This window comes from Streptomyces sp. NPDC045470, assembly GCF_040646595.1.
In the GTDB taxonomy this organism is placed as follows: Bacteria; Actinomycetota; Actinomycetes; order Streptomycetales; family Streptomycetaceae; genus Streptomyces.
On record NZ_JBEZAN010000007.1, the window covers coordinates 80,093 to 100,271 of the forward strand.

The 20,179-nt window shown below is 72.9% G+C and carries 20 protein-coding genes; 10 read left to right on the forward strand and 10 right to left on the reverse strand.

What is annotated here, in order from left to right; translation table 11 throughout:
• Positions 1-14: 14 nt before the first annotated feature.
• From AB0A97_RS21465 to AB0A97_RS21485, 5 genes are all read right to left on the reverse strand, one after another.
• A complete protein-coding gene (locus tag AB0A97_RS21465; RefSeq protein ID WP_361152206.1) occupies positions 15-839 on the reverse strand; it encodes an AfsR/SARP family transcriptional regulator in 825 nt (274 codons plus the stop codon).
• A 30-nt stretch (positions 840-869) separates the two neighbouring features.
• The gene (locus AB0A97_RS21470; RefSeq protein WP_361152209.1) at positions 870-1,640 is read right to left on the reverse strand and encodes a thioesterase domain-containing protein; all 771 of its coding nucleotides are present in this window, start codon (positions 1,638-1,640) and stop codon (positions 870-872) included.
• A 70-nt stretch (positions 1,641-1,710) separates the two neighbouring features.
• The gene (locus tag AB0A97_RS21475) at positions 1,711-2,523 is read right to left on the reverse strand and encodes a 4'-phosphopantetheinyl transferase superfamily protein (RefSeq protein WP_361152212.1); all 813 of its coding nucleotides are present in this window, start codon (positions 2,521-2,523) and stop codon (positions 1,711-1,713) included.
• Positions 2,524-2,615: 92 nt separating this feature from the next.
• A complete protein-coding gene (locus tag AB0A97_RS21480) occupies positions 2,616-4,391 on the reverse strand; it encodes an acyl-CoA dehydrogenase family protein (protein WP_361152215.1) in 1,776 nt (591 codons plus the stop codon).
• A gap of 81 nt (positions 4,392-4,472) precedes the next feature.
• Positions 4,473-4,691 (reverse strand): hypothetical protein, encoded by a 219-nt coding sequence (locus AB0A97_RS21485; RefSeq protein ID WP_361152218.1) that lies wholly within the window; start codon positions 4,689-4,691, stop codon positions 4,473-4,475.
• A 217-nt stretch (positions 4,692-4,908) separates the two neighbouring features.
• Here AB0A97_RS21485 and AB0A97_RS21490 point away from each other — a divergent pair, with 217 nt between their 5' ends.
• The 4 genes from AB0A97_RS21490 to AB0A97_RS21505 all read left to right on the forward strand — a co-directional run bounded on the left by AB0A97_RS21490 (position 4,909) and on the right by AB0A97_RS21505 (position 9,014).
• Positions 4,909-5,583, forward strand: coding sequence for an antibiotic biosynthesis monooxygenase (locus AB0A97_RS21490; protein ID WP_361152221.1), 675 nt, complete (start codon positions 4,909-4,911; stop codon positions 5,581-5,583).
• Positions 5,584-5,658: 75 nt separating this feature from the next.
• The gene (locus AB0A97_RS21495) at positions 5,659-5,874 is read left to right on the forward strand and encodes an acyl-CoA carboxylase subunit epsilon (protein ID WP_361152224.1); all 216 of its coding nucleotides are present in this window, start codon (positions 5,659-5,661) and stop codon (positions 5,872-5,874) included.
• A gap of 124 nt (positions 5,875-5,998) precedes the next feature.
• A complete protein-coding gene (locus AB0A97_RS21500; protein ID WP_361152227.1) occupies positions 5,999-7,738 on the forward strand; it encodes a fatty acyl-AMP ligase in 1,740 nt (579 codons plus the stop codon).
• A 34-nt stretch (positions 7,739-7,772) separates the two neighbouring features.
• A complete protein-coding gene (locus tag AB0A97_RS21505) occupies positions 7,773-9,014 on the forward strand; it encodes an acyltransferase domain-containing protein (RefSeq protein ID WP_361152230.1) in 1,242 nt (413 codons plus the stop codon).
• Positions 9,015-9,040: 26 nt separating this feature from the next.
• On the opposite strand, the gene AB0A97_RS21510 is transcribed toward AB0A97_RS21505, so the two are convergent.
• Both AB0A97_RS21510 and AB0A97_RS21515 read right to left on the reverse strand, forming a co-directional pair.
• Entirely contained in the window at positions 9,041-9,655 is a 615-nt protein-coding gene (locus tag AB0A97_RS21510) for a response regulator transcription factor (protein WP_361152233.1), read from the reverse strand.
• A gap of 48 nt (positions 9,656-9,703) precedes the next feature.
• Positions 9,704-10,714, reverse strand: coding sequence for a histidine kinase (locus AB0A97_RS21515; protein WP_361152236.1), 1,011 nt, complete (start codon positions 10,712-10,714; stop codon positions 9,704-9,706).
• A 652-nt stretch (positions 10,715-11,366) separates the two neighbouring features.
• Between AB0A97_RS21515 and AB0A97_RS21520 the strand changes: the two genes are divergently transcribed.
• Complete coding sequence (locus AB0A97_RS21520) at positions 11,367-12,161, forward strand: AfsR/SARP family transcriptional regulator (protein ID WP_361152239.1); 795 nt, start codon at positions 11,367-11,369, stop codon at positions 12,159-12,161.
• A 131-nt stretch (positions 12,162-12,292) separates the two neighbouring features.
• Positions 12,293-13,882 (forward strand): acyl-CoA carboxylase subunit beta, encoded by a 1,590-nt coding sequence (locus AB0A97_RS21525; RefSeq protein ID WP_361152242.1) that lies wholly within the window; start codon positions 12,293-12,295, stop codon positions 13,880-13,882.
• Between the two features lie 99 nt (positions 13,883-13,981).
• On the opposite strand, the gene AB0A97_RS21530 is transcribed toward AB0A97_RS21525, so the two are convergent.
• Positions 13,982-15,028: a methyltransferase gene (locus AB0A97_RS21530; protein WP_361152245.1), complete on the reverse strand. Its 1,047-nt coding sequence runs from the start codon at positions 15,026-15,028 to the stop codon at positions 13,982-13,984.
• A gap of 72 nt (positions 15,029-15,100) precedes the next feature.
• Entirely contained in the window at positions 15,101-16,111 is a 1,011-nt protein-coding gene (locus AB0A97_RS21535) for a methyltransferase (protein ID WP_361152248.1), read from the reverse strand.
• 271 nt (positions 16,112-16,382) lie between these two features.
• Here AB0A97_RS21535 and AB0A97_RS21540 point away from each other — a divergent pair, with 271 nt between their 5' ends.
• Both AB0A97_RS21540 and AB0A97_RS21545 read left to right on the forward strand, forming a co-directional pair.
• Positions 16,383-17,507 carry a cytochrome P450 gene (locus AB0A97_RS21540; RefSeq protein WP_361152251.1) on the forward strand — a complete coding sequence of 375 codons (1,125 nt, stop codon included), beginning with the start codon at positions 16,383-16,385 and terminating at the stop codon, positions 17,505-17,507.
• 7 nt (positions 17,508-17,514) lie between these two features.
• Positions 17,515-17,757 (forward strand): ferredoxin, encoded by a 243-nt coding sequence (locus tag AB0A97_RS21545; protein WP_361152254.1) that lies wholly within the window; start codon positions 17,515-17,517, stop codon positions 17,755-17,757.
• A 177-nt stretch (positions 17,758-17,934) separates the two neighbouring features.
• Here AB0A97_RS21545 and AB0A97_RS21550 read toward each other — a convergent pair whose 3' ends face one another.
• Entirely contained in the window at positions 17,935-18,444 is a 510-nt protein-coding gene (locus AB0A97_RS21550) for a MarR family transcriptional regulator (RefSeq protein WP_361152257.1), read from the reverse strand.
• Positions 18,445-18,585: 141 nt separating this feature from the next.
• Here AB0A97_RS21550 and AB0A97_RS21555 point away from each other — a divergent pair, with 141 nt between their 5' ends.
• Both AB0A97_RS21555 and AB0A97_RS21560 read left to right on the forward strand, forming a co-directional pair.
• Complete coding sequence (locus AB0A97_RS21555) at positions 18,586-19,182, forward strand: hypothetical protein (RefSeq protein ID WP_361152261.1); 597 nt, start codon at positions 18,586-18,588, stop codon at positions 19,180-19,182.
• A 149-nt stretch (positions 19,183-19,331) separates the two neighbouring features.
• Complete coding sequence (locus AB0A97_RS21560; protein WP_361152264.1) at positions 19,332-20,096, forward strand: SDR family oxidoreductase; 765 nt, start codon at positions 19,332-19,334, stop codon at positions 20,094-20,096.
• Positions 20,097-20,179: the final 83 nt, after the last annotated feature.

The window sequence follows — 20,179 nt, forward strand, 5'->3', positions numbered from 1 at the left end:
GCACGGGCCGGGGGTCAGCCGGCCCGGACCAGGCGCGCGAGCGGCAGGGAGCCGTCCAGGCCGAGCAGGGGTGAGGAGTCGAGCACCGCCTGCTGGAGGTCCTCGATGCCCGGCGACGGGTCGAGGCCGAGGTGCTGGCCCAGCGCGGCACGCAACTGCCGGTAGGTGTTGAGGGCGTCACCGCGGCGCCCCGCCCGGTACAGCGCCACCATGAGCTGTCCGTGGACCCCCTCGTGCAGGGGGTAGCGGGCGGCGAGCCCGGACAGTTCACCGATGACCTCATGGTGGCGGCCCAGCCTCAGGTCCGCCTCGATCCGCGCGTGAAGGACGCTCATCCGCGACTCTTCCAGGCGCGTGACCTCCACCTCCAGCAGTGGACCGCACTGCACGTCGACCAGGGCCCGGCCGTGCCACAGTGCCAGCGCCCGGCCCAGGCAGCTCGCCGCGCCGCCCCAGTCCCCCTGTTCCAGCGCCCGGTGGCCGGCCGTGGCCAGCGCCTCGTACTCCTGGACGTCGACCAGCCCGCCCATGGTGTCGAGGAGGTAACCGCCGGGTTCGGTGACCAGGACGCTCTTCGCGCCGTTCGGCAGTCCCGCGCGGTCCTCACCGAGGGCGGCGGAGATGAGAGTGCGCAGTTGGAGGATGTAGGTCTGCAGGGTCGTCTGCACGCTGCGCGGCGGTGACTCCCCCCAGACCTCCTCCACGAGTGAGGAGGTCGAGACCAGTTGGTTGGCTTGCAGAGCGAGCAGGGCGAGCACCTTGCGGGGCTTGACGGCGGTGGGTGTCACCGACACGCCCGACTGAACCGCTCTGAACGGCCCCAGTACGCTGATGTCCATCCGCGGATCCCCTATCTGTTGACGAACCTTTCAGGCGGTACGGGGCACGGGCATGACCGTGTGCAGCGCTTCTGCCACGGCCCGCGGCGCCTCCCGGCCGCGGACGAAGAAGTGGCCGCCGGACACGGTCCGCAGGCGGAACTGCGCGGTCGTGCAGTGCCGCCAGGCACCGACCTGCGCGACGCCGACCAGCGGGTCGTCCGTCCCCGCGAACGCCCACAGCGGGCAGGGCAGGGTGGCCGGCGCCGTCTCGCGCAGACCGGCGGCCAGCCGCAGGTCGGCCCGCAGGGTGCGGACCGTCGCACGGAGCCACCCGCGGCGGGCGAGCATCGCCTCGGGCACGCTCGCGCCGTCGACCAGCAGACCCACCAGTTCCTCGTCGGTGGGGCCGGGCGCCGCCGCGCCCGCCAGCAGCCGGGAGGGCGACTGCGGCGCCGGACACGCGCCGACCGCCAGCAACTCCGGCCCTCGGTGCCCGGCCTCGATGAGGTGGTGGGCGAACCGGTAGGCCACCAGGGCCCCCAGGCTGTGCCCGTAGAAGGCGTACGGCGCGTCCAGCAGCGGCCCCAGCTCCTGCGTGAGCGCCTCGACGAGCGTCGCCGCCTCGGTGACCGGGGCCTCGTGCCGCAGCGACTCCCGGCCGGGCAGCCGGACCGGTAGGACCGTCACGCCCGGGCCGACCCGCCGCTGCCACCCGGCGAAGGCCATGGCCCCCGCACCGGCGTGGTGGAAGCACAGCAGCCGGCGGGCCGAGCTGTCGTCGGGCCATCGCGCAGCGAGAAATCCGAGAAGAGCACGCACCGTATCTCCTTTCCGTGCCATGTCGGCAGGCGAGACGGAACGAGAGTCACCGCATCTCCTGGAACGGCGCTCAACAAGCGGTGGAACCGCGGTCGGGAAGCGGCAGCGGCCCGGTCGAAGCGGCACCGAAGGGCGGCCGCCCGCCGGGCTCCGGCCGGTCGCCGAACCCGGGGTCGTGCACGGCCGCGCTCACCGTGAACCGGCCGGACACCCGCCAACTGCCGAAGTCCCACTCCTCGCCGACGCCGGGCGAGCCGTCCGGCCGCAGCAGCCGGATCCGTCCGCCCCGGGCACCGAACCCGAACTCGGTGAACCGGAAGCGCAGCCCCTGGCCGATCGCCTTGCTGTAGGCCTCCTTCAGCGTCCACAGCCGCACCAGTTCGCCGTTGCGCCGGTCCTCCGCGACACGGCGCAGTGCCTCCAGTTCGTACGGGGTGCACACCTGGCGCTCGGTGCCCAGGCCCAGCATCCGCCGGTCGGCGCGTTCCACGTCCACCCCGATGCGACTGTGCCGGGTCAGCCCCACCACGAGGAGGTCCTCGGTGTGGCTCAGGCTCACGTCGAGCTGGTCGATGCCGCGCAGGTATGGACGTCCGCCGGGCTTGTACGCCAGATCCAGTTCCTCGGGGGCGGCGCCGAGAACCGCGCCGGCCGCCGTCTTCAGCAGCAGTCTGGACGCCACGAACCGGCGCCGGACCTGGGGCCTGGTCAGGTGGCGGAGCCGCGCGTGGTCCTGGCCGAGCGCCGCCGCGATGCGGTGGTCACCGAGGTCGGCGGGGAGCCAGTCGGCGACGGCCCCGTAGACCACCGAGGCGCCGGTGGAACGGAGTTCCCGGCGCACCGGCTGCCAGGAGGCGTCGGTGACGGGGAGCGGCCCGTCCAAGGGGCGCACGGTGCCCGGCGGAGGTACACGGGGTGGGCGGGGCATCGCCGTCTCCTCGTCGTCGTCCGATCGGGGGCGCCGTACGATCGGGGTCATCGGCCGATCGGAGTCGCGTACAGGTCGAAGCTGCGGGCGTCGTCGAAACGGTTCAGCAGTTCGGTGAGCAGCGGTTCCGCGGCCGACGCGGGAGGCCGGGGCGCCGCCGGGTCGAGCCTGCGCAGGACCCGCGCCAGCGCCATGACCGCCCAGGCCGGCCCGGCCGGCAGGCCGTCGTCCGGGCCGGTGCGGTACCGCCACACGCCCAGGCAGGCGGCGCCCGCGGCGATCAGCGCGTACCGGTCCACCAGCGCGTACACCCGGGGGCGCGCGGGGCCGCCGGACCGGCCGAGCAGGGCGCAGTCGCGCCGGAGCCGGTCCAGCTCACGGCCGAGCGCGGTGGCGTATCCGGCGAGCGTCCGGTCCAGCTCGCCGCCGCCTGCCGCGCGGGCCCGCTCGACGGTCTCCTCCAGGCCGCCCACCAAGGAGTCCCCTTCCGCGGGCAGGACGAACTCCCGCGGCCGCAGCGCGGGCAGCCCCGGCTCGTGCCACTGGAACAGCGCCGCACCGGCCGCCCCCACGGGTGGCGGCCGCAGCCCGGGCAGCCGCAGCAGCCGGTCCGCGACGGCCGCCCGGCTCGCCTCGCTGCCCACGGGGCCGAGACCGATCATCGGCAGGTCCCGCAGCGCCTTCCGGAAGACCGCGTACGCGCCCTGCCGCGCATACGACTCCGCTCCGAGCACCGCCGACAGGTCGTAAGCGGACTCGGTCAGGAACATGGGCAGGAGGTACTTCGCCACCGCGCTCAGGGTGGCGCTCTCGCGCGGCAGCAGATGCGCCGCCCGGGTGGCCACCAGCGCCAGCGCGTCACACAGCAGCAGGTCGCTGAACGCGTCCTGGAGCGCCTGACGGGTGCGGGGCGCGCGCACCGACGCCCGGCTGCGGGCGCGGTGGGCGCGAGCGAAGGCGACCGCCGTGCGCAGTGTGGTGTCGGCGCACCCCAGCGCCATCGAGGGGCCGGTGCTGCGGATGACGGGGAAGGCGCGGGCGGCCAGTTCCGCACCGGTACCGGTACCGGGGCCGAGCTGCCGGTCCGCCGTCACGGGGTACCGGGTGAACTCCAGGCCGTGCACGAGGCAGCCGCGGACGCCGGTGGTGGACCGCCGGGGCAGCAGCCGAAATCCGGGCGCGTCCGCCTGCGGCGCGTCGATCAGGAAGGCGCGGTGACCGCCCCCGCCGGGCTCGTCCACGCGCGCGAACAGCAGCAGGGACGCCGCCCGGGCAGCGTTGTTGAGTGCTTCCTTGCGGCCGTCGAGCAGGTACCCGGCACCGTCCGGGGAAACGGTGAAACCGTTGTGCAGGAAGGCGTTGCCCTCGGCCGGCTGCGGGTAGGCGCAGGCCATCCGGCCCCCGGAGAGCAGCAGGTCCGCGGTGCGGTGGCGCTGCCGCGCCGAGCCCCCGGCCCACACGGCCGCCGCGGCCAGGTACGGGCCCGTCCCGCAGGCCAGCCCCAGCGCCGCGTCCCGCCGGAACACCGCCCGCAGCACCCGCGCCAGTACATCGAGCCGCCCCAGCCTGCCGCCCAGTTCCCGCGGCACGATCTCGGCCTGCAGCCGGAAGCCGTCCAGCAGCGCCTCGGCCGCCGGCAGCAGCCGCCGCTCGGCATCCGCCCGGACGAACTGCTCGGTGCCCAGCGGGTTGCCCGGGTCGTCCAGGTCCCCGAAGCCGCGCTCCAGCCGGGCGACGCGCTCCCGCACGGCGGCCTCGGCGGCCCGGGCGGCCCCGGCCCCCTCCGCCGGACCCGGCCCGGTGTCGGTCGTGGCCACGGTCATGGTCTCCGCCTCCCGTCGCTGTCCGCCGTCCCCGTCACGCGGCTGCCGCCCCCGCGCGGTGCCCGCGGCCTCGCGCCGCGGTCAAGGGCCGCTCAAGTCGGCCGTGCTGGACTTGTCGGCGCGCACCGGCCGTGCCGGGTCCTCGCGCCCGTACGGCCAGGTGGCGCCGTAGCACTCCTGGGGCGGTACGCCCGGCAGCCACAGCCAGCCGTACATGACGAGGGCGCGGGCCACCGGACGCAGCAGGCTGCGCAGCACGCCGGCCGGTCGCGGTCCGGCGGAACGGTCGGTACGTGGCATGGTGTCGGTCCCTTCGGCTACGGCTCGGGCGCGGCAGCCTGGCAAGCGGTGCTCGACGGGACCTCGAAGAAACCTCGCGGTGGGGCCCGGCGGCACCCGCGCGTGAGCTGCCGCGCCGCCGGTGCCGCCTGGTCCCGCGCCTGCTGGTTCCGGATACCGGAGGGCAATCCCTCCGGTTCGTGGCGATCACCGGGTTCCGAGAGGGAGATACGCAGTGATGTGGAACGTCCCAAGCGGGAAGGGGCGCGAGCCGTCTCCCGCCGCCTTGGGCGGGGAGCGGGGCCGGCAGGTCGCCTCCGTCGTGCGGTTCGTACTCGGCGACGAACGCGGCGCGCAGGAGTTCGAGGACGAACTCGCCGACCAGGTACGCGCCTGGAACCTCGTGACGGGCTTGAGGAACCAGGTGCTCCTGCGGTCCCTGGACCGCCCGGGCGCCTACCTCCACCTGGCCTCCTGGCAGTCGCCCGAGCATCTGTTCGGCGCGGTCCACTCGGACGCGGCCTGCGCTCGGCTGGACCGGCTCGGCGAGCTGGCGGCCGTCGAACCCGGGCAGGCGGTCGCGGTCGGGCACCTGGGCGACGGTCCCGCCATGGCCGGAGCCGTACACGCGCTGCTGGTACGGGTGACGCTGTCCGGACCGGCGGCCGCCTTCGAAGCGCAATTCGGCGCCCTGGCGGGCCGCTTCCTGAACGACCCCGGGTGCGGAGGCTGCCTGCTGCTGCGGTACACCGTCGAGCCGCGTGCCTATCTCGGCCTCATCTGGTGGGACAGCGCCACGTCGTGCGACGCCGCGACGCGCGGTGACCGCTTCCTCGAAGGCGAGCGGCGACTGCGCCACCTGGCATCCGGACTCGCCTTCGAGCGGGCGCGGACCGTCGGCGGACGGAGCTGACCCCGATGGACCGGCTCAAGCGTTTCGCAGGCGGAGTTCCACCGGTGTTCGAGCCGATCGGCACAGACTGGCGCCATGCCGGATCACGCCCTCTTCACCGTGCTCCGCGGTCACCCCGACGACGCCGAACTGGCCGCCCTGACCGCCGTGCTGACATCGTTGCTGAGCGCCGCGGGGCCGCCCTTCCCAGCGGCGCCAGGCCGTCCGGGGACCGCCGGTGCCCCACGCCGCGCCTCCTGGGGCAGCACGCCCTCCCGGCGCCGCTCCGCGGTGTCCTGGTCCGCGCCATGAGCCGCCGTCGAGCCACCACCGGCCGACGCGGACCGCTGCGCGCCGCGGCCCGGACGTGCGCGCCGCCGGACCACCGGCCCGCGTTCGAGGACAGCACCGAGGCATTACTCGCGAGGGGGACGCATTGACCGCATACCGCACCTTCACCGACGTCATGCTGGCCCGGTCCGAGGCGGACCCGGACCGGGAAGCCCTGCTCCTGCTGCCGGACGGCGCGCAGTGGCCGCAGCCGGAGACGGTCACCTACCGGAACCTGGACATCTCGGCGCGCCGGCTCGCCGGCTGGCTGCAGAGCCACGGCGCCGCGGGCGAACGGGTGCTGCTCCTGCACCGGTCCCGCCACCGGTTCGCCGTCAGTTTCCTGGCCTGCCTGTACGCGGGCGCCGTCGCCGTACCGGCTCCGCCGGGCGGCGGACGGGCCCACCACACGGAGCGCATCGCCGGGATCGTCCGCGACACCGCGCCGTGCGTGGCGCTCACCGATGCCGCGCTTGCCCCCGAGATGTCGCGGATGCTGGCGGAGTGCGGACACGGCGGCACGCTCTGTCTGCCCGCCGACGTGGTGCCCGCCGCCGACCCCTGGCGACCCCCGGCACTGAAGCCCGACACGGTCGCCTACCTCCAGTACACCTCGGGATCCACCGGCCGCCCGCGCGGGGTGGTCGTCACCCACGCCAACCTGCTGGCCAACCAGCGGGCGATGAACGAGGCACTGGAGACCGAACCGGGCACCAGGCTGGGCGGCTGGCTTCCGCTCCACCACGACCTGGGCCTGGTCGGCCAGTTGCTGCACCCGCTGTGGCTGGGCAGCACCTCGGTGATGCTGCCCGCCGAGACGTTCGTCCGCCACCCGGTGCGCTGGCTGCAGGCCATCGACCGGTACGGGATCACCGTCAGCGGCGCCCCCGACTTCGCGTACGGGCTGTGCGTGAGCCGGGTCACCGACGAACAGGCGACCGAACTCGACCTGAGCAGGTGGCGGACCGCCGTCTCCGGCGGCGAGCCCGTACGGCCCGCGACGTTGCGGGACTTCACCGAGCGCTTCGCCCCTGCCGGATTCCGCCCCGAGGCCTTCTCGGCGTGCTACGGGCTGGCCGAGGCCACCCTGCTGGTCTCCGGCTGCCGGGACAAGGAGCCGGACGACGAGTGCGCGGTGGACGCCGAGGCCCTGGAGCGCAACCTGTGGCGCGCCCCCGTACCGGGCCGGCCGACGCGCCGCCTGGCGTCCTGCGGGACCGCCGCCGACTGCGACGTCCGCATCGTCGCCCCGGACACCGGAGCCGTACTGCCGGAAGGCCGGATCGGCGAGATCTGGGTGCGCGGCGGGGGCGTGGCGCGCGGCTACTGGCGCGACCCCGGCCAGACCACCCGCACCTTCCAGGCCGTCACGGCGGACGGCGAGGGCGGCTACCTGCGCACCGGGGACCTCGGCGCGCTGCGCGACGGCCGGCTCTTCGTCACCGGCCGGCTCAAGGACGTCATCGTCGTGGCCGGACGCAACCTCTACCCGCAGGATGTCGAGCGCACGGTGCAGCGCGTCAGCGCGCTGTTCGGGCCCGGCACGGCGTTCGGTGTACCGGGGGAGCGGGAGCGGGTCGTGGTCGTCCAGGAGCTGCGCACCCGCACCAGCTTCGACGTGAACCTCGAATCCCTCGCCACCCAGGTCGAGCGCTGCCTCACCGAGGAGTTCGACGTCCGGGTCGGCGGGGTGCTGCTGGTCCGCCCGGGCACGGTGCGCCGCACCACCAGCGGCAAGGTGGAGCGATCGGCGATGCGCGACCTGTTCTTGCGTGGCCGGATCCGCCCGCTGCACCAGCGGCTCGACGGCGACCTCAGCACCGGATCCGCCGCCCTGGCCGGGTGAGACCCGCGGGGGCGGCAAGCGAAGGGGGGCACACGTGGAGGCACCACCACGCGGCGGACCGTACGAGCCGGACCCGCTGCACTGGCTCATCCGGCGCATCTCCGGCTACGCGTCCCGGGAGATCGGCCCCCAGACGCCCCTCGCGGAGTGCGGACTGGACTCGGTGGCGATGCTGGGCCTGTTCGGCGAGATCGAGGAGGGCTTCGGCCCGCTGCTCGACCCCGAGGACTTCTGGGCGTACCCCTCCGTGGGCGCCCTGGCGTACCAGCTCACCGCGCGCCGGGTCCGCTGGGACACGGGCCGCTGGATCCGCCCGGCCTTCGTGCTCGGCGGGCCGGGCGGTCCGCACCCCGCCGTGGCGGGCGGCCTCCTCCGGGGATCCGTCGCGTACCGCGCCTGCTTGGACCAGGCGGACGAGGCGCTGCGGCCGCACGTCGGCTGCTCGGTCGCCGGGCTGATCCGTGACGGCGGTCCGGGCCCGCACCGTGCCGCGCTGTCGCCACCGGTGGCGTTCGCCGTCGGCTATGCCCTGGCCCGGACCCTGCTGGACGCCGGGGTGCGGCCGGTCGCGGTGGTCGGCCACGGAGTGGGGGAACTGGCGGCGGCCGTGATCGCCGGGGCCCTGCCGCTGGCCGAGGCGGCGGCGCTGGCCGCACTGTGCGGTGCGGGCGCCCAGCGGCTGCCGGGCGGGGGCGGCATGCTGGCTGTCTGCGCGGACCCGGGCGAGGCCTTGGCGGCTGCCGCGGAGCCCGGGGTGTACGTCGGGGCGGTCAACGCGGCCCGGGCCACCGTGCTCTCCGGCCGGCGCGACGCCCTGGTCCGGGCGCGCGACGCCCTGTCGGCGGCGGGCGTCGCCAGCCGGCTGCTGCCCACCGGGCACGCCTACCATTCGCCGCTGATGGCACCGGCGGTCCCGCGGATGCGCGCGCTGGCGGCCGGGATCGTCTCGGAGCGGCCCCGGACGGCCTACTACTCGACGGTGTACGGCTGCCGGTGGGCGGAGCCGCTGGGTGCCGACTACTGGGCCGCTCAGATCACCTCGCCCGTACGGTTCGCCGAGGCCGTACGGCTGATGCTGTGCCGGGAGGCGCCGACCCACGTGGTGGAGATCGCGCCGAAGGCCGTCCTCACCCCGTACGTGCGCCGGATCGGCGGGGCGGCGGGGCCGAGCTGCTTCCCGGTGTGCGACGGGCCGGGGAGCGGCGCGGCGGACCTGGCGGGAGTGCTCTCCGCGCTGGACGCCCGGCCGCTCGCCGAGGGAGCGGTCAGGTGGTGACCGCCCGGCCCCGGACACCGCGGCCGTCACGGTATCCAGCCCGCCTCCTCGGCGGCGCGGATGGCGTCGATCCGGTTGCGGGCGTTGAGCTTGGTGACGATCGCGGTGAGGTAGTTGCTGACGGTTCCCCTGGTCAGGAAGAGGGTACGTGCGATGTCGGCCGCGTCGGCGCCGCGGGCCGCGAGCCGGAGCACCTCGGTCTCCCGCGGCGACAGCGGTGAGTCCTGCGCCTCCCAGGCGGACAGCGCCAGTTGGGGGTCGACGACCCGCTCTCCGGCCGCCACCGACCGGACGGACCTGGCGAGGTCGCTGGGGGGAGCGTCCTTGAGCAGGAAACCGGCGACGTGCGCGCTGAGCGCCCGGCGGACCGTGCCGGGGCGGCCGAGGCTGGTGAGGATGAGTGCCCGGCAGCTCGGCAGCCGCCGGTGCAGTTCCGCCGCGGCGGTGATGCCGTCGGCGCCCGGCAGGTCGATGTCGATGACGGCCACGTCGGGGCGGGTGCGCAGCGCGGTCTCCACGATGGTGTCGCCGCGGTCCAGAGAGGCGACCACTTCGAGGTCCGGTTCCAGCTCCAGCAGGGCGACGAGCGCCCCCCTGATCATGTGCACGTCCTCGGCAAGCAGGATTCTCACCGACAGCATGGATGTCCCCCGATCGAACGTGCGGTTCTTCCGGCCGTGCGGTGAAGATTATCCGTGCTCCGGGCACAACGCGCCGGGCCGGACCGGACTATGTGCTTCCAGGTGGAAACGTCCGTCGCGGCGTACCCCCGAGGTGACGCGGCCCCCGATGGCGGTGAGCCGGGTGCCCAGGTTGTTCAGGCCGCTGCCGTCGGAGCCGGCGGGCCGGTCCTTGCCCACCACCCCGTCGTTGACGAGCGTGAGCCAGACGGTGTCGTCCTTGCGGACCGCCGTGATGCTGCACGACTGGGCCTTGCTGTGCCGGAGGATGTTGGTGACCCCCTCGCGCAGGGTGGTCGCCAGCGCCGTGTCCACGGCCGGGTGGAGCCGGCCGCAGGAGAGGTCCAGGGTGACCCGGATGTCCGCCGCGGCCAGCACCGTCGCGGCCGACTCGGCCTCGTCCGCCAGGGACATCTCGCGGTAACTCCGCGCCACCAGCCGGGCGTCCGCGAGGGCCTGCCGGGACACCCCCAGGACGGCGGTCACCTCCTCCTGGGCGCGGGCCGGACTGGTCACCACCAGACGGTGGATGAGCTCGCACTTGAGTGTGATCGCGGACAGGCTGTAGCCCAGCAGATCGTGCACGTCCCGGGAGAAGCGCATACGTTCCTGTGCGACAGCCATGCGGGCCAGCGCCGTACGCGCCGAATGGACCTCGTGCACGAGGTCGGTCAGCCGGGTCAGCCCGTACAGCACGAGTCCGGTGAGCAGCGTGGTGAGCGGGGTGTACAGCTCGGCGACGGCCGGCAGTCCGAGGGCGAACGCGTAGCCGTCGACCACCGCGGTCACCAGTGCGAAGAGGAACCAGGACAGCGGCGCGGGCAGCATGAGCAGCAGCGAGGCGCCGAGAATGCCGCTCATGCCCGACCAGGTGATGTCCAGCCACAGGAATGGGAGGAATGTCAGGACGGACTGGACAGTGAGGGTCAGGGTTTTCAGCGGCAACGGCCAGTGGCGGGCCCGTGGCGTGCTGTGCAGCAATTGCAAGAAGAAGAGTGCGACTGCCGAACCTGTACACATTAGCAGAAGGTTTAGGGGTGGATCATCCCGGAGAACATCGAGGAGAGGGACGGCTGTGTAGCCGCACAGCACAATGACGGTGATGATTCTGGCCACGTGGAGGGCCGGAATCTCACCCCCGGGGGCGACGCGTAACGGCTGGTCGTCCACCTCCTGTCCTAACGAGGCATGATGCCTGCTTCCGCTGGCCCCCGTATCGAGGGGGGCGGCTTTGGCAGCCGTTCGTCGAAAAGGGTCAACCATGCGGTGCCTCCTCGTGAGATGGCGCAGCGGGGCGCGAAGACCCGCGCATACGTTACCCGGATGATGAGAACTTGGCCGAAAGAATAGGCAGTTATGATGCTTTGGTTATGCAAATTCGGTCGGTTGGATAAGGGGCGGGGTTCCCAGAGGTCACCTGTAAGCCGCCGTCCGTTCGCCGGGGCGTGGCCGTCCCCGGCTCCGTAGGTGCGGCAGGCCCGGTGAGCGAGCCCGGCCCGGAGCGGCGAGTGTCTGCCCGTGTCATCGGCGGAGTGTGAAAATCTCATGTCCGGGTTCGTGTCAAGGTCACTGGGCGCCCGGTGACCTTGATGCCACCCTGATCGACAGGTTCCGGGTGGCCGCACCCCGGGGCCTGGACCGTGCGAGGTGAACCAGGAGGGGAGAGCGCGCAATGGACATCACGTTACTGGGCCCGCTGACCGCACACGAGGACGGCGTCCCGGTGGTACCCAGCGCGGCCAAGCCCCGGCAGATCTTGGCCATGCTGGCGCTGCAGGCCGACCACGTCGTCACGGTACCGACCCTGATGGCGGAGATCTGGGGCGAGCGCATACCGCGCAGCGCCTCCACCACGCTGCAGACGTACATCCTCCAGCTCCGCCGCAAGATCGGGGTCGCGCTCGCCGGAAACCCCGCCGTCGACGCCAAGGACGTGCTCGTCACCCGGTTCGGCGGATATCTGCTGCGGGTGCGGCCCGGGCGGATCGACGTCCAGGAGTTCGAGCAACTGGTCGCCGGCGGACGGGCGGCCTTCCACGCCGCGGACTACCGCACCGCCTCCCAGATGCTCTCCCGGGCCCTTGCTCTGTGGCAGGGGCCCGCGCTGGTCGACGTACGGGCCGGCAGCATCCTGGAACTGGAAGCGCTGCGCCTGGAGGAGAGCCGGATGGCCGCCCTGGAATGCCGCATCGAAGCGGACCTGCACCTCGGGCGGCAAGCCGAACTCGTGCCCGAACTCCGTGTTCTGACGGCACGTCACCCCATGCATGAGCGGTTCTGTGCCCAGCTCATGCTGGCCCTGCACCGTTCGAGCGGTTCGTGGCGCGCCCTGGAGGCGTACCAACGGCTGCGCGGCACCCTGGTCACGGAGCTGGGCCTGGAACCCTCCCCGTTCCTCCAGCGGCTCCACCAGGCGGTGCTCTCCGGCGGCACGGTGCCGGACCTGGCGGCCGCGGGCGCGGACTGAGAGTCCGTGCCACGACCCCGGCCGGGCGCACGCCGCCTGGCCGGGGTCGTGGCACGGGTGCCGACCGGTGGACGAGCGGCTTTCCAGCCCGCCTTCAGCACCCTTTGAGGCGCCGCTCCTACGGTCGCGCAATGACGACCTTCGACGAACTCCTGGCCGCCGCGCCCCGGCCCGACCTGCGCCGGTCCACCGCGGAACTGCGCCGCCTGAAGGCGGAGGTGCGCCGGGGGCCCGACCCCGGTGCCACCGAGCGCCAGCACGCCAAGGGCAAACTCACCGTGCGGGAGCGGCTCGAACTGCTCTTCGATCCTGAGTCGTTCACGGAGACCGAGCCGCTGCGGCGGCACCGCAGCACCGGCTTCGGCATGGCGGACCGCAGGCCGCACGGGGACGGGGTGGTGACCGGCTGGGGCCGGGTGCACGGTCGGACCGTCTTCGCCTATGCGCACGACTTCCGTGTCTTCGGGGGCGCGCTGGGTGAGGCACACGCCGCGAAGATCCACAAGATCATGGACCTCGCGCTGTCCGCCGGGGCCCCGCTCGTCGGCCTCAACGACGGGGCCGGGGCCCGTATCCAGGAAGGTGTCACCGCCCTGGCCGGCTACGGGGGCATCTTCCGGCGCAACGCCCGCGCCTCCGGCGTCATCCCGCAGATCAGTGTGGTGCTCGGCCCGTGCGCGGGCGGCGCGGCCTACAGCCCCGCGCTGACCGACTTCGTGTTCATGGTCCGCGGCACGTCCCAGATGTTCCTCACCGGGCCGGACGTGGTCAAGGCGGTGACCGGTGAGGAGATCAGCCAGGACGGGCTGGGCGGCGCCGGGGTGCACGCGAACGTCTCCGGGGTCGCCGGCTTGGTCTACGACGACGAGGCCGACTGCATCGAAGACGTCCGCTTCCTGCTGTCTCTGCTGCCCGCCAACAACCGGGAACTGCCACCGGAGGTCCCGGTCACCGACCCGGTCGAGCGCCGCACCGACGCGCTGACCGCCCTCGTCCCGGCCGACCCGTCCCGGTCCTACGACATGCGCGAGGTCGTCGAGGAGATCGTCGACGACGGCGAGTTCTTCGAGGTGCACGAGGGCTGGGCACGCAACGTGGTCTGCGCGCTCGCGAAGCTGGGCGGCCAGTCCGTGGGCTTCGTCGCCAACCAGCCCGCCGTGCTGGCGGGGGTACTGGACATCAACGCGTCCGAGAAGGCGGCCCGCTTCGTCTCCACCTGCGACGCGTTCAACATCCCCCTGGTGACCCTGGTGGACGTCCCCGGCTTCCTGCCCGGCCTCGACCAGGAGCACGGCGGTGTCATCCGGCACGGCGCGAAGCTGCTGTACGCGTACTGCAACGCGACCGTCCCACGGGTCTCCGTCGTGCTGCGCAAGGCGTACGGCGGCGCGTACATCGTGATGGACTCCCGTTCGATCGGTGCCGACCTGTCCTTCGCCTGGCCGACGAACGAGATCGCGGTGATGGGCGCGGAGGGCGCGACGAACGTCATCTTCCGCCGCGAGATAGCGGCCGCCGACGACCCGGACGCGACCCGGGCCCGCCTGGCCGAGGAGTACCGGGCGGAACTGATGCACTCCTACTACGCGGCGGAGCGGGGCCTCGTCGACGACGTCATCGACCCCGGCGAGACCCGTCGGGTGCTGGTGGAGGCGCTGGCCGCGCTGCGCGGGAAGCACGCCGACCTCCCGGAGCGCAAGCACGGCAACGTGCCACTGTGAGGCGGCCGGGGCCCGGGACCGCCCGCCGTCCCCGTCCGGCCGGGGCCCGCGGGCGGCCCCCCTCAGGGCCGCCCGCCGGTCCGCCTCCGCGACCGTACGTCAGACCGGCACGGCCTCCAGCGCGTAATAGAGGAACGGGCACTTCAGCGGTGTGAGTCCGGCCGGCTTCAGCCCGGCGCCCGCGAAGAGCTCCTCGAACTCCCTGCGGGTGCGCTCGCGCCCGGTGGTGACCGTCATCATCTCGATGTCCATCAGCGCGGCGCCCAGCGCGTCACCCGGGTCCTCGTCGTGCCGGCCCTCGGCGAGCACCGAGGAGAAGACGATGATCCGGCCGCCCGGCGCCAGGCCCTCCCGGCAGTTGCCGAGGATGCGGCGGCAGGAGTCGTCGTCCCAGTCGTGCAGGATGTTCTTGAGCAGGTACGCGTCCGCCCCGGCGGGCACCGAGTCGAAGAACGACCCGGAGACGACGTCGCAACGGTCCTCCAGCGCCGCTTCCTTGAGCACGCGGGGCGCGTCGAGGACCCCGTCGGGTGTGTCGAAGACGGTGCCGCGCACCTCCGGGTTGGCGCGCAGGATTCCGGCGAGGTGCGTGCCGTTCCCGCCGCCGACGTCCGTCACCCGGCGGAAGCGTGTGAAGTCGACCCCCTCGACGATGGCGGGCACCTGCACCGCGCTGCCGGCGGCCATCGCGGCGTGGAAGACCTCCGCGTGCTCGGGTGTCCGGACCATGTGTTCGAAGAGGCCGTGCCCGTGGACCAGGTCGAAGGCGGGCCTGCCGGTCCGTACGCACTGTTCGAGCGCGCCCCATGCCTGCCAGACCTCGGGCGCGCCGTGCATGGCGTCCAGCGGGCCGCCGTGCAGCGGCGAGTCACTGCGGTACATACCGCCGAGCGGGGTCAGCGCGAAGCGGCCCTGACCGTCCTGGGACAGCAGCCCGGCCGGGACGGCGGCCCGCAGCAGCCGGTGCAAGAAGTCGGGGTCGGCGCCCGTGTGTTCGGTCAGCTCGGCGGCGGTCTTCGCGGAGTCGCCGAGCGCGTCGGGGATGCCGAGCCGGGAGACGGCCCCGCCGATCTGGAAGAGGGCGAAACCGAACATGATGGGCAGGTACTCGGCCGAGGTCGGCTGATCCGAGAGGGAACGGCTCATACGTACGTCTCCTTGAGGTGTCGGTGCGGTGGTCCGCGGCGCCGGAAGGAGGGCGCGAGGGTGCGGTCCGGGTCAGGGTTTGCGGCAGACGGCGAGCGTGTCGAAGTCGGCGAGCGGCCGGTGCTCCGGTGCGGCGAAGCCCGCGGCGCGGGCCTGCTCGGTCAGTTCGGCGAGGGTGTACTCCCCGCCGCCCTCGGTCAGCAGGAGCATGTTGAGCGAGGCGACCAGGTTCTCGGTGTCGTCCGGCTGCTCGCCGAGCATCCGGTCGTAGACCACCAGCGCGCCGCCCGGGCGGATCGCCTTGTACGCCGCCTTCAGCAGCCGCTGCCGCTGGGCCGCGTCCCAGTCGTGCAGGACATGGCCGTAGATCAGGACGTCCGCCGGGGGCAGCGGGTCGCGGAAGAAGTCGCCGCCGTGGAAGACAGCCCGCCCCGTGAGGCCGGTCCCGGCCATGTACGCGTCGAAGAACGGCTCCAGTTGCGGCAGGTCGAAGAGGTGCCCCCGCAGGTCCGGGCGGGCGGCCAGCACCTGGCCGAGCAGATGCCCGCGGCAGCCGCCCACGTCAAGCACCGAACCGAAGTCCACGCCGTCCAGCGCGGCGAGCACCGGCTCGCCCAGCCCGGCGGTGACACCGTCCATCATGCGTACGAAGTGGCCGGTGGCGACCGGGTCCCGCAGCATGCCCAGATAGTCGCCCTCGGCCTGCGGCCGGCCCGTGCGCAGCGCTTCCGTGAGCTTGCCGTAGACGGGGTAGAGGTTGAGGTCGGCGCCGTGCAGGAAACCGCAGACCGCTTCCGGACGGCCGGTGACGAGATGACGGGCGGCGGCGTCGGAGTTGCGGTAGCGCCCGTCGGCGTCCCGCCGCAGCAAACCCAGGGCGGTGAGCAGCGCGAGGAAGTCGGCCAGGCCCCGCCCGTGCAGTCCGAGCCGTACGCGCAGCTCGCCGACCGTGGCCGGTCCGTCGTCCAGAACGGTGAACAGATCCAGGCGTACGGCGGTGAGCAGCGCTTTCGCGTCGCAGAACCGATTGCCGAGGCGCAGTATGCCCGCCGCCGTACCGAGGTCCGAAGCGCTGCCCGTCATGACCGGTACTCCCTTTCGCCGCCCTGTCCCTGGACCTGTCCGCAACGGAATCTCGCACCGCCGGATGGAGAACCGCTCGATCCGCGGTCGTCCCGTGCCGGGCCCCGGCCGGCCCGGCTCCACCGGGCGTTGAGCCGGGCACCAGTGCTCTTTCCAAGACTGCGCACGACAGCCCCGCAGCCGAGAGAGGTGTCAGGTGAGCTCCAAGTGCCCGGTCAGTTACCCCTTCCCGTGGGCCCCCGCGCCTGATGTCCCGACGGACTGGCGCTCCATGCGGGAGGGTCCGCTGCTGGATATCACGCTGCCCAGCGGTGACCCCGCGGTCCTGGTCACCCGTTACAAGGACGTCCGCAGGCTGTACGCCGACGAACGGCTCAGCCGCAACTGGGCCCGTCACCCGGTCTCCCGGATCTCCGCCAGCAACGACCTCTTCGCCGACCCCGAGATCGACAACGACCCGCCGCGCTACCTCGTCGAGCGCGGCATCGTCATGCGAGCTTTCAGCCACCGCCGGCTGGAGGCACTGCGCCCCGTGGTCCGGCAGATCACCGGTGATCTGCTGGACGCCATGGAGGCGGACGGGAGCAACGAGGCCGAACTCATGGAGGCGTTCGCCTTCCCGCTGCCCATCCTCGTCATCTGCCACATGCTGGGCGTACCGTCGCAGGACCGGGGCAAGTTCCGCACCCTGATCGACGGCTACCTGTCCGTGAGCAAGCTGTCGGACGAGGAGGTCGAGCGCTGCCGCGTGCAGTACTGGGACTACCTCTCCGAGCTGATCGCCACCAAGCGGGCCGACCCCGGTGACGACCTGATCAGCGACCTGATCAAGGTCAATGCCGAGGACCCGGACAAGCTCACCGACCACCAGCTCCAGCACTGGGTCAAGACCCTGCTCATCGCCGGATACGTCACCACGGCCTCCCAGATCGGCACCGGCATGGCCGTCCTGCTGCACCGGCCCGCGGTCGCCGCCGAGCTGAAGGCCGACCTCTCGCTCGTCCCCTCGGCCGTCGAGGAGCTGCTGCGCTACCAGATCATGGGCACCTCGCTCGGCTCGCTGCGCTACGCCCTGGAGGACATCACCCTCCAGGACGGCACGGTGGTCCCCGAGGGCAGCACCGTCCTGCTCTCCGTCGAGAGCAACATGGACGAGGAGGTCTTCACCGACCCCACCACCCTCGACATACGGCGCGAGGACAACCACCACCTGACCTTCGGCGCGGGCATCCACTTCTGCGCCGGCGCGGCCCTGGCCCGTATGGAGCTCCAGGAGGCCACCGCGGGCCTGCTGCGCCGCTTCCCGGGCCTGGCTCTCGCGGTGCCGGGAGAGCAGTTGGTCCGTCCCGTGGGCGGATTCCTCGCCGGATACGCCGAGATCCCCGTGAAGTGGTGAGGCTGCCATGCCCGGTACCGGCACTCCGGACGGCCCCGAGGCCGGTCTGACCGTCATTGCCGACAACGAGACCTGTGTGACCAGCAATCTGTGCGTCAACCGGCTCCCGGAGGTCTTCGGCCAGGACGAGGACGGCTGTGTCGTCGTCCTCGATCCGCACCCGTCCGCCGAGCTGGCCCGCGAGCTGCTCCGCGCCAGGAGGAGCTGCCCGACGCGCTCCATCCGGGTGGAGGGACTGGAAGAGGACTGATCCGCGACGCACGGCCGGCCCCGGCTCCGCTCGCACCGAAGCCACCCCCGCGGGGGGCGACGGTACGAGCGGGCCGGGGCCGACGTATGTGTGCGTGGCGTACGGACAGGAACTCCCGTACGGCGGGTGAGGCCGGGCGTCGTCCGCCACCGGCAGCCCGTGCCGCGCGGTGGGGGCTCAGTCCCCCTTGGCCAGGCGCGCGGCGTGATCCCGCTGCTGGCCGGTGGCGAAGCGGAGGAAGGCGACCATCTCGCCCAGGGTGTCCGCGTCGAGCCCGCGCAGGTACTCCGCCCCTTCGCGCGCGATGGGTGTGAAGATCTCGGCGACCATCGCGTAGCCCTTCTCGGTGGGCGTCACGATGACCCGGCGACGGTCGGCCGTGTCCCGGGCGCGGGTGGCGTAGCCGGCACGTTCCAGACGGTCGATGGCGGTGGTGACGCCGCCCGTGGTCAGCCCGGCGGCGGTGGCGAGCTCGCTGGGGCTCATCGGGGCGGGCCCGAAGAGCAGGTCGAGGCAGCGCAGGTCGGTGCGGTTGAGCCCGAGCCGGTCGGCGACCTGCTGGTCGAGGGTGTCGGCCGAGCGCTGGAACTCCTGCATGACCGTGCCGAACTCCTCTATGAGCCGTTCCCGCCCGTCGTCGGCGGCGGCCCGCTCAGGCCGTTGCTCCGGAACCTTCTCCACTGTCACGTCCGATCCTCTCCCCGGGTCTCTTGACATTCTAGCGAACTGCTCCGTAGAGTTCTAAGTGGCTAGGGAATCTAGCTACTAGAACCTCGGCTTACACGATTTTTGCCCAGACGGACGTCTGGTGCGGTGAAAGGAGCTCCGATGGACACCACCCCCACCGGCCGACTCGTCTTCGTCCCTCAGGTCCAGCACCTCACGCTGGATGTCGCCGACGTCTCGGCCGGTGCCACCCCGCAGCCGTGCAGCACCGAGTTCGGCGGCCGGGACTCGCTGGTCGAGGACGACGGAAAGGGCACGATCACGATCCGCCGGCGCGGCCCCGTCCACCCCTTCGACCTGGCCCGGCGCACGGCGCACGTGACCCTGAGCCCGCTCATCGCCTGGCACATCGAGGTCCAGGGCCCGGCCGCGCACATCGAGGCCGACCTGACCGGTCTGCCGCTGCTCTCGCTGACCGTCACCGGCGGGCTCACCCAGGCGCGTTTCGTCCTGCCGCACACCGAACGCACCGTGGCCGTGCACTTCGGCAGCGGTGTCCGCAAGACGACGATCGTGCGCCCGCCCTCCGTGCGCGCCACCCTGCGGGGCGACACCGGCTTCACCGGCCTCTCACTGGACGGCGAATGGGCCGGCACCCGCACCGAGGCCGACTGGCGCAGCGCGGAGCCGGTCGAGTCGACACCGGGGTGCTACGACATCACGCTGGACTCCGGCGCCAACCGGCTCACCATCGCCTGAACCGGCGGCCCGGCCGGCCCGCCCCGATCCGCCCGGCTCGTACACCCGCGACACCCGCTCCCGTTCGAGCCACGGTCGAGAGTCCGTGGCAACGATCGACCGGCGGGAACTCCCGCACCCCACCCCCACGAGCACCGCGAGGAGCCGTCATGGATCTGAAGCTGCAGGGCAAGCGGGCCGTCGTCACGGGCGCCGGACGCGGCATCGGCCTGGCCGTCACTCGGGCACTCACCGCCGAAGGAGCGCAAGTAATGGGAGGCACGCGCAGCGAGAGCGCCGCCCTGCGCGACGCCACCCCGCACACCATGGAGGTGGACCTCGCCACGCCCGACGGGCCGGCCCGCCTGGTCGGCCGCGCCGTCGACACCTTCGGCGGCCTGGACATCCTGGTCAACAACGTCGGCGGCCGCACCACGCCCGCCACCGGCTTCCTGGAACTGGCCGACGAGGACTGGCGGGCCAGCTTCGACCTCAACCTCCTGAGCACCGTACGGGCCGTGCGGACGGCCCTGCCGGCCCTGCTGGAAAGCCGGGGCGCCATCGTCAACATCGGCTCGGTCAACGCACAACTGCCGCTGCCGTTCCTCACCGAGTACGGCGCGATGAAGGCCGCCCTGGTCAACCTGGCCAAGGCACTCTCCGAGGAGTTCGGCCCGCGGGGCGTACGCGTGAACACCGTCTCGCCGGGTCCGGTCCTCACCGACGCGTGGGTCAACCCGCACCGCCTGGAGCGTCCGGACCCCGGCACCGAGGAGCGGCTGGCCGCGGTCCCCGGTCGGATGCGCCTGACCACGGGGGCCTTCATCGACCCGGAGGAGGTCGCCGCGATGGTCGTTCTCCTGGCCTCCGAGCGGCTCCCGGGCGCCACGGGTGGCGACTGGCTCATCGACGCCGGGATGCTCAAGTCCCTCTAAAACCACAGTGTTGCTGACGTGACCGGCCGTTCATCGGGCATGAGTTGCGCGGGGGAGTCCTGACGCCGGCTCGCCGTACCCGG